13 protein-coding genes are annotated in these 11886 nt (G+C 62.2%); 4 read left to right on the top strand and 9 right to left on the bottom strand.

The features are described 5' to 3' along the window. The coding region (locus ACGVJ8_RS02955) for an AAA family ATPase (RefSeq protein WP_392345412.1) at positions 1 to 1338 on the bottom strand (1338 nt) is incomplete at its 3' end. 8 nt (positions 1339 to 1346) lie between these two features. Then, positions 1347 to 1745 (bottom strand): lactoylglutathione lyase, encoded by a 399-nt coding sequence (gene gloA, locus ACGVJ8_RS02950; RefSeq protein WP_392345411.1) that lies wholly within the window; start codon positions 1743 to 1745, stop codon positions 1347 to 1349. Between the two features lie 112 nt (positions 1746 to 1857). On the opposite strand from gloA, the gene eno reads away from it, so the two are divergent. Further along, positions 1858 to 3150 (top strand): phosphopyruvate hydratase, encoded by a 1293-nt coding sequence (eno, locus tag ACGVJ8_RS02945; protein WP_392345410.1) that lies wholly within the window; start codon positions 1858 to 1860, stop codon positions 3148 to 3150. Position 3151: 1 nt separating this feature from the next. Here the strand turns inward: eno and ACGVJ8_RS02940 are convergent, their stop codons facing one another. The 4 genes from ACGVJ8_RS02940 to argJ are packed head-to-tail and all read right to left on the bottom strand — an operon-like array spanning position 3152 to position 7095. After that, entirely contained in the window at positions 3152 to 4822 is a 1671-nt protein-coding gene (locus ACGVJ8_RS02940) for an ABC1 kinase family protein (RefSeq protein ID WP_392345409.1), read from the bottom strand. Next, positions 4822 to 5133 (bottom strand): hypothetical protein, encoded by a 312-nt coding sequence (locus ACGVJ8_RS02935; protein WP_392345408.1) that lies wholly within the window; start codon positions 5131 to 5133, stop codon positions 4822 to 4824. Before ACGVJ8_RS02935 ends, ACGVJ8_RS02940 begins: the two co-directional genes overlap by 1 nt. Before the next feature lie 45 nt (positions 5134 to 5178). Next, positions 5179 to 5805, bottom strand: coding sequence for a hypothetical protein (locus ACGVJ8_RS02930; RefSeq protein ID WP_392345407.1), 627 nt, complete (start codon positions 5803 to 5805; stop codon positions 5179 to 5181). Positions 5806 to 5856: 51 nt separating this feature from the next. Continuing rightward, positions 5857 to 7095, bottom strand: a complete 1239-nt coding sequence (gene argJ, locus ACGVJ8_RS02925; RefSeq protein ID WP_392345406.1) for a bifunctional glutamate N-acetyltransferase/amino-acid acetyltransferase ArgJ — start codon at positions 7093 to 7095, stop codon at positions 5857 to 5859. A gap of 14 nt (positions 7096 to 7109) precedes the next feature. On the opposite strand from argJ, the gene coaE reads away from it, so the two are divergent. Further along, positions 7110 to 7727, top strand: coding sequence for a dephospho-CoA kinase (coaE, locus tag ACGVJ8_RS02920; protein ID WP_392345405.1), 618 nt, complete (start codon positions 7110 to 7112; stop codon positions 7725 to 7727). A gap of 25 nt (positions 7728 to 7752) precedes the next feature. Then, positions 7753 to 8019, top strand: coding sequence for a hypothetical protein (locus ACGVJ8_RS02915; protein WP_392345404.1), 267 nt, complete (start codon positions 7753 to 7755; stop codon positions 8017 to 8019). Between the two features lie 133 nt (positions 8020 to 8152). Here ACGVJ8_RS02915 and ACGVJ8_RS02910 read toward each other — a convergent pair whose 3' ends face one another. Together ACGVJ8_RS02910 and gatB are read right to left on the bottom strand one after the other, a co-directional pair. Further along, positions 8153 to 8764 carry a hypothetical protein gene (locus ACGVJ8_RS02910; protein ID WP_392345403.1) on the bottom strand — a complete coding sequence of 204 codons (612 nt, stop codon included), beginning with the start codon at positions 8762 to 8764 and terminating at the stop codon, positions 8153 to 8155. After that, a complete protein-coding gene (gene gatB, locus ACGVJ8_RS02905; RefSeq protein ID WP_392345402.1) occupies positions 8764 to 10245 on the bottom strand; it encodes an Asp-tRNA(Asn)/Glu-tRNA(Gln) amidotransferase subunit GatB in 1482 nt (493 codons plus the stop codon). The genes ACGVJ8_RS02910 and gatB overlap by 1 nt, the downstream gene beginning before the upstream one ends. A 91-nt stretch (positions 10246 to 10336) precedes the next feature. On the opposite strand from gatB, the gene ACGVJ8_RS02900 reads away from it, so the two are divergent. Continuing rightward, the gene (locus ACGVJ8_RS02900) at positions 10337 to 11449 is read left to right on the top strand and encodes an FAD-dependent oxidoreductase (RefSeq protein ID WP_392345401.1); all 1113 of its coding nucleotides are present in this window, start codon (positions 10337 to 10339) and stop codon (positions 11447 to 11449) included. 4 nt (positions 11450 to 11453) lie between these two features. On the opposite strand, the gene ndk is transcribed toward ACGVJ8_RS02900, so the two are convergent. Then, on the bottom strand, positions 11454 to 11885 hold the full coding sequence (ndk, locus tag ACGVJ8_RS02895) for a nucleoside-diphosphate kinase (protein ID WP_392345400.1): 432 nt from the start codon (positions 11883 to 11885) through the stop codon (positions 11454 to 11456). Between the last annotated feature and the right edge of the window lies 1 nt (position 11886).

The following is an 11886-nucleotide window of genomic DNA, read 5'->3' as shown; positions in this document are numbered from 1 at the left end:
ATCAATCAGATCAATGGCTTTGTCCGGCAGGCAGCGATCGCTGATGTAGCGGTCGGCGAGACAGTTGGCGGTCTGAATGGCCTCATCGGTGATGGTGACACCATGATGCAGCTCATAGCGCTCCTTCAAGCCGCGCAGAATTTCAAGGCTCAAATCCAGATCCGGCTCCCGGATCACCACCTGCTGGAAGCGGCGGTTGAGGGCCGGATCCTTTTCCACCGTGAGTCTGTAATCCTCCGGTGTGGTGGCACCGATGCAGCGCAGATCGCCCCGGGCAAGGGCTGGCTTCAGCAGGCTGCCGGCATCGGTGCTGCTGCGATCACTGCCAACAACGGTGTGCAGCTCATCGATGAACAACACCACCCCGGAATCGGAACCACTGACCTCCTCGAGCACCGAGCGCAGGCGTTCCTCGAACTGACCACGAAACTTGGCACCGGCGATCAAAGCCCCGAAATCCAGCGCCACCAGACGCTGACCCTGCAGCGACTCCGGCACTTCACCCGCCACGATCCGCTGCGCTAGCAGCTCCGCAATCGCTGTTTTGCCTACACCAGGTTCACCGATGAGCACCGGATTGTTCTTGCTCCGGCGTGAGAGCACCTTGATTAGATTGCGAATTTCAGAATCACGACCGATCACCGGATCCAGGTTGCCTGCTTCCGCCTCTTCGGTGAGATCCCGCCCATATGACTCCAAGGCCGTGGGGGGCTCCTGCAAGGGGGCCTCAGGGGCGGGTGGCTGGGGGGCGACAGGCTCTGGCGCGCGCACCACACGGGAGGAGGACGGAACTCGCGCCACCCGTTCACGACAGGGCGCTTCTTGCTGCACCTCTGGCTGAGACCACGGCATCGACCGCTGCTGGGGTGGAACGGAGGCCCCAATGCCCCGTTGGATCAGCTGCTCCAGGGCATCTGCCGACAAACCAAAGCCGGCAAACAGATCAGCGCCGATCCGCGGATCGACACCAATGGCCATCAGCACTTCCGGCAGATCGATGACGTCGCCACTCCAGCGCCGACGGATGGCATCAGCCGAATCGAGCAGCTGTTCCAGGTCATCACCGATGAAGAGCTCATCGCCTCGCCCAGAGGGCTGATCGACCAGCACATCCTCTAAGCGATCCAAGAGCGCATCGACGGGGAGTGGCAAGCGCTCCACCAGGCGGCGGCAAGCGGGATCGGTGAACAGCACCTGGATTAGGTGCTCCACGTCCAACTGCTCATGGCGCCAGCGACGGGCGACGTCCTGACCACTCAGCAGCAGATCCCAGGCCGCGTCGCTGAAGCGATCCGGCTCATGGGTGAGGCTGCCGTTCAACGCTGGCGATGAAGTCATCCGGTTCTTCAGGCGTGGGCTTTGGAGGACATCTCGATCAATTCCACCTTGTAGCCATCCGGATCCTCAACAAAGGCGATGACGGTGGTGCCGTGCTTCATCGGACCAGGTTCCCGCACCACACGACCGCCCTTGTCGGCAATGCCAGCGCAGGTGCTGTGGATGTCCTCCACCCCCAGCGCGATATGTCCATAGGCATCACCCAGGGTGTAGCGGTCGGTGTCCCAGTTGTGGGTGAGTTCCAAGACCGTGTGGTCTTTCTCCGACCCGTAGCCGACAAAGGCCAAGGTGAAGCGGCCGCTGGGGTAATCCTTTCGACGCAGAAGCTGCATGCCCAGGACCTCGGTGTAGAAGCCCAGAGACCGCTCCAGATCAGCGACCCGGAGCATGGTGTGAAGCATCCGCATGGGTGAGCGTCGTGCAGCATGAATCTGCCGTCATTCTGGCCAGGTATGACTCGTCACAACACGAGAGAGAGGGGCGACCCATAAGATCCCCGGGTTAAGCGTCCGTCCCAACGTGATCGATTCCCTCGACCTCGTCATCGACACCATCGTGGCCCGAGAGGTGCTCGATTCCCGCGGCAACCCCACGGTTGAAGCCGAGGTGCTGCTCGAAGGAGGTGCCATGGGACGGGCCATCGTTCCCAGTGGTGCCAGCACCGGCGCCCACGAAGCCCATGAACTGCGTGACGGCGGTGATCGCTACATGGGCAAGGGCGTTGGCCAGGCCGTGAACCACATCGAAGAGCGGATCGCACCGGCCCTCTGCGGCCTTTCCGCCCTGGATCAGGCGGCTGTAGACACCGCGATGCTGGAGCTGGACGGAAGCGACAACAAATCCAACCTGGGAGCCAACGCGATCCTGGCGGTGAGCATGGCCACCGCCCGCGCTGCTGCCAACGGGCTGGGCATCCCCCTCTACCGCTACCTCGGCGGCCCGATGGCCAACCTGCTGCCGGTGCCGTTGATGAACGTGATCAACGGTGGCGCCCATGCCGCCAACAGCCTGGACTTCCAGGAATTCATGCTGGTGCCCCACGGGGCTCCGAGCTTCCGCGAAGCACTGCGGATGGGCACCGAGGTATTCCACACGCTGAAAAAACTGCTCAGCGACAAGGGCATGAGCACCGCCGTGGGCGATGAAGGCGGCTTCGCGCCGGATCTGGGCAATGCGGAAGCCGGCGAAATCCTGGTGGAAGCGATCAGCAAGGCGGGCTACAAGCCCGGCGAACAGATCTCCCTGGCCCTGGACGTGGCCAGCACCGAATTCTTCGAGAACGGCCGTTATGCCTTCGATGGCGGCAGCTACACCAGCGCCGAGATGGTGGGCCAACTCGAGCAACTGGTAGAGAAATTCCCGATCGTTTCAATCGAAGACGGCCTGGCGGAAGACGACTGGGATGGCTGGAAGCTGCTGACCGAACGCCTTGGCAGCAAGGTGCAGCTGGTGGGTGACGACCTGTTCGTGACCAACACCAAGCGTCTTCAACAAGGCATCGACAGCGCCACGGCAAACTCGATCCTGATCAAGGTGAATCAGATCGGTTCACTCACCGAGACCCTTCAAGCCATCGACCTGGCAGGCCGCTCCGGCTATACCAGCGTGATCAGCCACCGCAGTGGCGAAACCGAAGACACCACCATTGCCGACCTTTCCGTCGCCACCCGCGCCGGACAGATCAAAACCGGCTCCCTCAGCCGGAGCGAGCGGGTCGCCAAATACAACCAGCTGCTTCGCATCGAAGACGAGCTGGGCAGCCAGGCCGTGTACGCTGGCGCTGTTGGCCAAGGTCTCTGCGGCAAGGTCTGACTCAGACCTTCGAGGAAAGTTTAACGGTTGGACCGGGCAACTGCTCCAACCGTTGATCACGACGGATCTTTACCTGCATTCGGAACCAGCTCAAGCCCACCGGCAAAGCGGCCGCAGCCGGAAGAATTGACCAGAGCGGGCGGGCACTGGCACCCACAATGGCGGTAGCCAAAGCCAGGCATCCGAGCAAGACCGATTGGCCGATCGATTGCTGGGCTAGAGCCATCCGGCGGAACTGATGATCCGATTCGCCCAGCCGCACTTGGAGCTGAAGATCTCCCTGCTCCAGGCGTTCCAGACTTTCATCCAAACGCCGCGGGAAGGCCGCAGCGCGGCTGCTGAGGGCCCCGACCTGACGGCCAAGTTCGTTGAACAGATCGTTGCTGCCGGAGCCGCTGGAGGTCATAAGTGGAAGGAGATAAGGCTTGGCGATCGCCACCAAGCTAAAAGCGGGATCAAGGCTGCGGCCAACACCCTCGAAGGTGGACAAGGCCCGCATCACGAAGATCAGTTCAACCGGCAGCCGAAAGGGCTGTCCATAAACCAGGTCGTAGAGATCGCCGGAGAGTTTGTCGATCACATTGGCCGTGAACGGTGGGGTGAGGGCCCCCTGCAGCATCAGCCGCACGAGACGGCGCACCGGACCAACATCAATGCCGCCGGAGATCACCCCGGCCGCCTGCATCTCCTTCACCAATGCCGCTGAATCCCTCGCAGCAGCAGCACGAACCATAGCTCCCAGACGTCGACGCAAGCCGTCTGACAACAGCCCCATCATCCCGAAGTCGTAGTAGATGAGCGCTCCATCACTCGCTACGGCGAGGTTGCCGGGATGGGGGTCGGCGTGAAAGAACCCAAACCGCACCAACTGCTTGAGATAACTGGCTGCACCCACCTCAGCCACCGCGACCGCATCAATACCGGCTTCGATTAACGCCTCACGGTCGTTGACCTTGATGCCGGGCAGATAGTCGAGACACAGCACACGGCGCGTGCTCAACTCCCAGATAACACCAGGGATCCTAATGCATTCGTCATCCAGAAATTGCTGACGAAAACGAGCGGCGTATTGCGCCTCAACGCGGAAATCGAGCTCACGCAGCAGCACACGTCGACATTCCCGTGCCATCGCCCGCCAATCACGACCACGCCCCCAACTGGGATTGCGTTGCAGCACAGCTGCCACCTGCTGCATCACCTCCAAATCAAGGCGAAACAGGCGATCGAGCCCAGGCCGCTGCACCTTGAGCACCACCTGCCGGCCACTGCGCAGACTGGCGCGATGTACCTGGGCCAGCGAGGCAGCACCCAGGGGCTCGGGGTCGAGGTCGATCACCTCGGCACAGCGCGGACCCAGCTCTCGCTCGAGCACGGTCTGCACCTGATCAAAACTGAAGGCCGGAACACTGTCCTGCAGTGCTGCCAGTTCGGTCACCCAGCCCGCAGGGAGGATATCTGGGCGGGCGGAGAGCAGTTGCCCCAGCTTGATGAAGGCGGAACCCAGAGACAGCAGCTCAGCCGTCAACCAACGGGCTCGCTGTTGCTGACGGCGCGCACGACGCTCGGCGGTGACACCACCGCGATAGGTCCAAGACTGGCCATCCCACCAAAGCAGCAGCAGCAGCGTCAGGACAGCGTGCCAGATGCGGAGCGCTCGCAGCAGTCCAAGCATCAGGGGCGTGCCTCGATCGCTTGGCTGAGATCAGCCACCGTGGCCCGAAGACGATCGATGACCACTTGTGGGTTGTCCGACGGTTCCGATGACGACGCCCCATCTGTGTTCACCGTGGCCTGATCACCCCGTTCAATCCGTTCTGCTTCGGCACGCACCTCGTCTTGAAACAGGTCCCATTCCTGGCGCAGCCGTTGTGGGGCGTCTTGCGCCAGCACCGCCAACTCCGCTGCCGCGTCTGCAAAGCCGTGACCAAGGCGCGCACTGACGCGGTTCACCGTGGCACGAATCAAGGCCTCCGACGAGCCCATGGACCGATTGCAGACAGCTTCAACTGTGGCAGATCCAACCGGAGATCAGGGCTGAGGCGGGGTCACGGGCTCAATGGCTTCGAAAAAGGGTTCCGCGCCAGGAGTCAGCACAACAGGTTCCGGCTCAGCCACCAACACCGGTGAATCACCTTCTGGAACAACCACAGCAGGCATCACCTCGATGGACTCCTCAGAAAGCACCAGGGAATCGGCGTTGCTGTCATCAAGCTCGAGTTCAGGCTCCTGGGCTAATGAAGAGGCGGGTCCGTCTTCTTCCTCAAGCTCGGGGGCAATGGTTTGGGGGTCCGACCAGGCTGGGGCCGTCCAGACCGGGGGTTCGGGGGTCTGCAGCGCCAAATCGGGTTTGGGCGTCTCCTTGACCGCTGGCTTGGCCGGTCGGCTCGCAGCCTCGGCGGCCTCTAGGGCTGTGACATCCACTTGCAGGGATGGATCGTCGTCACTGAACCGGGCCCGAATCTTCTGCAGGGAATCCCCTGGAAATGCGAGCGGTGTGAAGGCCTCAGGGACAGGGTCCTGAGCATTGGTCTGCAGCGTCAGCACCCGCTCGGTGATGCCGTAACCAAGGGCGAAACAACAACCAGCCACCAGAGGGCCCACCCAGAAACGTGCCTTGGCCTCAACGGCAGCGTCAGGGGAGCTGGTCTTGTCCACGGATGGGTCTGACGGAGACTCGGATTGTGACAGGGATCCAGAACAGAAGCTTCAGGTGGTGTAGTCGGCATTGATGCGCACGTACTGATCCGAAAGGTCACATCCCCAAGCCTGACCACAGCCGGAACCATGCCCCAGGCAGAGGCGAATCGGAACATGCTCCTGCCGCAGAACGTTGCTGGCTGCAGCGCGATCAAAGGCCACGGGTTGACCGGCCGCCATCAATTGATGCGAACCAATCCAAAGAGCAACCGCATCCGGATCGAAGGACACACCAGAGCGACCTGCGGCCGCCACGATCCGCCCCCAGTTCGGATCCCGGCCATGGACTGCGGTCTTCACCAGGGACGAACCACAGACCGTGCGGGCCACCCGCAACGCGGCGGCCTCGTCAACCGCACCCTCTACCTGCACCTCGATCAGACAGGTCGCCCCTTCACCATCCCGGGCAATGGCCTGGGCCAGCTGCTGCATGGCCTTGGTGAGGCCCTGTTCCAGAACGGCATGGTGCTGTTGGGCCAGCGGTGGGCCTGCCGCAAAGGCCAGCACGGTGTCGTTGGTACTGGTATCTCCATCAACGGTGATGGCGTTGAAGGAACGCTGCACCACACGCTGCACCATCCCCTGCCAGACACCGGCATCGACGCCGACATCACAACTGAAAAAGCCGAGCATCGTGGCCATGTCGGGATGAATCATTCCCGAGCCTTTGGCCATCCCTCCAATGCGCACTCGGCGCCGCTCCAGCTCCAGTTCAAGCGCCACCTGCTTGTCCACCAGATCGGTGGTGAGGATGGCGTTGGCCGCGGCATCTCCACCCGCGTCATCCAAGGCCTCCACCAAAGGAGCTAACCCAGCCAGAAGGGTCGTCATCGGAATCGGCACACCGATCACGCCGGTGGAGCAGATCAACACCGATTCCGCATCGACGCCGAGCTGATCCGCCAGTACCTGGGTGGCGCGCTGGCTGTCGACCAGACCACGATCCCCGGTGCAGGCATTGGCCTGACCGGAGTTGATCAACACGGCACGAGCCTGGCCGCCATGACTGACGAGGCGATCACGGCAGAGATCAACACAGGCCGCCCGCACCATGGAGGTGGTGAAGGTGCCCGCACAAACAGCCGCATCCGGAGCTAGCACCAGCGCCAGATCAGGCTTCCCCGAGGGCTTCAGGCCGGCCACGATGCCTGCCGCCTGGAACCCATTCGGTGCCGTCACACCACCCTGGATCGGTTGCCAAGAAGAAGCTATCGCCACCGCTGATCCGCCGCGAGACACTGGGTGCATCCTGCTCCGACACCATGGCGCCTGGCGAGACGTTCTCGCAACGACGCATAGGACTCACGGGCGGGATTGCAAGCGGCAAGAGCAGCGTGGGCCGTTGGTTGGCGCAGCAAGGGCTGCCGGTGTTAGATGCGGACCAATACGCCAGAGAGGCCCTCGCACCCGGTCGCCCGGCCACAAACACCGTGCTGCAGCGGTATGGGTCCACGGTCCAAGCCGGGGACGACGCAGCCGTCGAGCGAGCTGCCCTGGGTCACATCGTGTTCCAAGACCCTGCTGAAAGGTGGTGGCTCGAGCAACTGATTCACCCGATCGTGCGGGAGCTCTTCGACGAAGCACTCAGCCTCCATGCCAAGACACCAGCCATTGTGCTGATGATTCCGCTGTTGTTCGAAGCGGGTTTGGAGTCGCTCTGCAGCGAAATCTGGCTGGTCGACTGCGATCAATCCCAGCAACTCGAACGCTTGATCGCGCGGGACGGGCTGAGCCCTGAAGCGGCTCAAGCCCGCATCGCCGCGCAATGGCCCCTGAGTCGAAAACGCGGCTTAGCTGACCACGTGATTGCCAATCGAGGCCAACCCGGCGTCTGGAAAGCCCAGGCCGTGGATCTGCTGAACCAACCTCAGAAGAACTAATCAGGGTTCAAGACATCCTCCCTTCGTGTCCACAATGCAGCTGAGCGCAACAACGATTCATGCATTTGGCATCACTGGTCTGACTATCCCTGATCTCTGGTGGGCTGATGTTGACCTCCCCTGCAATGGCGCCATCAACATTGCACGCAGCAGTGCCGCGGCAGCGAATGGAGGACTACGCCTGTATCACCCCGCCAGCTGCATGTTTAAAAACCCGACCGACAACCCCTGCCTGACACAACAGGACGCCAACGGCTTCGAATTCAAGTTCCAGGGCGGTCCTCCAGGCTAGAAAGTGCTTGGGCTTCCCGCCACAGTCGAATCGATGGTTTTGATTTCCTCCGATGGAAAGTCAGTGATTCAGGAGCTGCATCAAGCGATCGAAGCTCCATCCAACGAGGACGAATTCTTCAATTGATCAACCATTACGCCCGAAGTCGGCACGGAACCACTTGGTGATTACCCAATTTCTGGCCCGCCTCCACGGGCAAGGCCTCATGCAGCGTGATGGGGTTGGGAGTGCCATCGGCCTGGAGGTTGTTCCAGGCCAACGCCATGCCGGGGTCGTAGCGCTGCCCCTGAATTGGTTCCGAGAGGCGCGGACCCACGCCGAACAAGGTCGCAAAGCGCTGATCTAGGCTCGCCGCCAGCTGGGGATGGTTCTGGCGCAAGTGACAGGTGCGACTGGTGCGATAATCGCTGCTGACGCGGGTCACCGTTGACGGCTGCAGTGACGCGTTGATGGCGTCGATCACCTGCTCGCATTCCTCGTGGCTGAGCAGTCCTGGCAGCTCATAGACCTGGGCCAGTGAGGTATCCAACCGCCAGGCGCGAGGCCGGCACTCTTGCCGGGTGAGGGAAGCCTCGAACCAGGCGAACCAATCGGGCATGGACGACTGGAGAACGGCGGCAATCGCGTCTCGAGCAAACCCCTGATCAAGGGCCGGCTGCATCAACTCTTCAGGATCACAGCCGCGATCCCGGTTCTGCAGCAGCCACTCCTTCCAGGCGTCGGGAGTGGCTGCTGCTCCGCTCATTAACCCTTGAGCTTCTTGCTCAGAATCTGGTTGGCGAGCTTGGGATCCGCCTTACCACCGGTCTTCTTCATCAACTGTCCGACGAAGAATCCCTGCAGCTTGGTTTTGCCGCCGCGGAAGGCCTCCACCTCATCGGGGTGGGCCCCCAACAGCTCATCGACGATGGCTTCGATCGCCGCCGGATCACTGATCATCCCGAGGCCGCGCTCGTCGACGATCGCCTTAGGTGAGCCGCCTTTCTCGAGCAACTCCGAAAGAATCTCCTTGGCGATTTTGCCGCTGATCTTGCCGCCATCGATCAGCTGCACCATTTCGGCCAACTGCTCAGGCCGGAAGGGCAGTTCGGCGTAGCTGAGCCGATTGCTGTTCAAATAGGCGGCGATGTCGCCGGTGATCCAGTTCGCTGCAAGCTTGGCGTCAGCGCCAGCGCCCACAACGGCCTCGAAATAGTCGGCCATCGGCCGCTCATCGGTGAGCACCCGTGCGTCGTACTGGGAAAGACCCAGCTCATCAGCGTAGCGATGGCGTTTGGCGGCCGGCAACTCGGGCAGTTCAGCACGCCAGGACTCCCGCTGATCCGCACTCACCTCAATCGGGCCGAGGTCGGGATCCGGGAAGTAGCGGTAATCGCTGGCCCCTTCCTTGCTGCGCATGCTCTTGGTGAGCTGCTTACCCTCATCCCAGAGGCGGGTCTCCTGAACAATCGGCTCACCGGTCTCGTAGGCCTTGATCTGACGCTTGATCTCGTACTCGCAGGCCTTTTGAATGGCCGAGAACGAGTTCATGTTCTTGATCTCCACCTTCGTACCGAAAGGCGCATCCGGCCCCCGACGCACGGAGATGTTGACGTCGCAACGCAGGGATCCCTCCTGCATGTTGCCGTCGCTCACACCCAAATACCGCATGATCCGGCGGATCTCCGAGGCGTATTCGGCCGCTTCACGGCCGGTGCGCAGGTCCGGCTTGCTGACGATTTCCGCCAAGGCCACACCGGCCCGGTTGTAGTCCACAAGCGAATGGGTGGAACCCGCCAGGCGGTCGCTGCCGGCATGCACCAACTTGCCGGCGTCCTCCTCCATGTGCAGACGCTCGATGCCGATGGTCTTCAGGTAGGTGTCCTTTCCTTTTTCAACGACCTCCACCTGGATCCAGCCCTCCTCAGCGATCGGCTGGTCGTACTGGGAGATCTGATAGTTCTTCGGGAGATCGGGATAGAAGTACTGCTTGCGGTCGAACTTGCTGTGTTCAGCGATGTTGAGGTTCAGCGCCATCGCTGCCTTCACCGCATACTCGAGCACCTTCTGGTTCAGCACCGGCAGGGTGCCGGGCAGACCGCACACCACCGGGTCGATGTGGGTGTTGGGGTCATCGCCAAAGGTGGTGGATGCCGCCGTGAAAATTTTGCTGTCCGTTCCCAGCTGCACGTGGGTCTCGAGACCGATCACGGCCTCCCAGGCCAGTTGGGTTGCTGCGTCGGCCATGCGCCCGTGATGTGAAGCAGATTCTGGGATCCTATGGAATCGGGATGAAGCCCTCTCCTGACAGCATGACCAGGAAGGGCCTCTCTCGCGCATGACTGCCGCCTCTGCCTCAACCGTCTGTGTTTTGGGCGGGGGACTGATGGGCTTAGCCGTTGCTCATCAGCTGGCCCGTCGCGATCAGTGCGTAACCGTGATTAGCCGTCACCGCAGCGAAGCGGCAGGGTTTGTGGCTGCAGGGATGCTGGCGCCCCATGCCGAAGGCTTGAGCGGCGAGTTGTTGGAGCTGGGCCAAGCCAGCCTCGAGCTGATCCCTCGCTGGGTGGCACAGATTGAAGGTGACAGCGGCCTGGGCTGCGGCCTGCGCACCAGCGGCATCGTGGTGCCGTTCCGCACAGCGATCGAGCGGGACGCTTACCCCACCGCCAGCCTCGGACAAACCTTGGATCGCACCGGGCTGGAGCGGGAAATCCCAGGCTTGGGGCCGGAGTGGAGCACCGGGTTGCTGTTCGAGCAGGACGGCCAGATTGACAACCGCAGGCAATTGATGCGGGCCCTGGAGCGCGCCTGTGTGTCCCTGGGCGTGCAGTTCATGGAAGGGGCCGAGGTGCTTGATCTGGAGCGGGATTCCGCTGGACAGCTCTGCGGCATCCATCTGCGCAGCGCCGAAGGAGAACAGCAGCAACTGAGCTGCCTGCAGGCGGTGCTCTGCAGTGGCGCCTGGAGCCAACAACTGGTCCCGCAATTGCCCGTGTTCCCGGTGAAAGGCCAGATGCTGTCGCTGCAGGGGCCGCGGGAGGCACTCAAGCGGGTGATCTTCGGCCCCGGCACCTATCTGGTTCCACGCGAAGACGGATTGATCGTGGTGGGGGCCACCAGCGAACGGGACGCCGGCTTTGCTGAAGGTCTCACGCCCGATGGCCAGAAACAACTACAGACGGGCATCGCCAGCCTGCTGCCAACAGCAGCCAACTGGCCCCCGATGGAGCGTTGGTGGGGGTTCCGGCCCTGCACACCCGACGAAGGCCCTCTGCTCGGCCCTGGTCCGCTGCCCGGCCTGTGGTTGGCCTGCGGGCACCACCGCAATGGCGTTCTCCTCGCTGCCATCACAGCTGAGCTCACGGCTGGCGGCGTCATGAAAAAGGCCCCCAACGCAGCCGAAGAGGCGTTGTTGGGGGCTTTCCGCTGGGATCGATTCGAAAACTGAGTGATCAGCCTTCGACGCGCCACTCCTGATCGGAAGGAGGCCAGTCGTTCAGCTCGGAGACTTCAAACCAGAGGCCGATCTCGAAGGCAGCGGTTTCCGCAGCATCGGAACCGTGAATGACGTTGCGGCTAATGTTGACGGCCAGATCGCCACGAATGGTGCCGGGCTCGGCCTCGAGGGGCTTGGTGGCACCGATCAGCTTGCGGGCACTGCCGATGACACCATCGCCTTCCCACACCATGGCGACGACAGGGCCGGAGGTGATGAAGTCGACCAGACCGGCAAAGAAAGGACGCTCCTTGTGGACACTGTAGTGCTGCTCCGCCAGGGCGCGGCTGGGGGTGATCTGCTTCAGACCCACGAGCTTGAATCCTTTGCGCTCAAAGCGGCCGAGGATCTCGCCCACCAGGCCGCGCTGGACGCCGTCGGGCTTGATC

The sequence above is a fragment of the Parasynechococcus sp. genome, assembly GCF_042954245.1.
In the GTDB taxonomy this organism is placed as follows: Bacteria; Cyanobacteriota; Cyanobacteriia; order PCC-6307; family Cyanobiaceae; genus Parasynechococcus.
The sequence above is the reverse complement of the archived record's forward strand: the minus strand, read 5'-3'. Positions and strand labels throughout refer to the sequence as shown.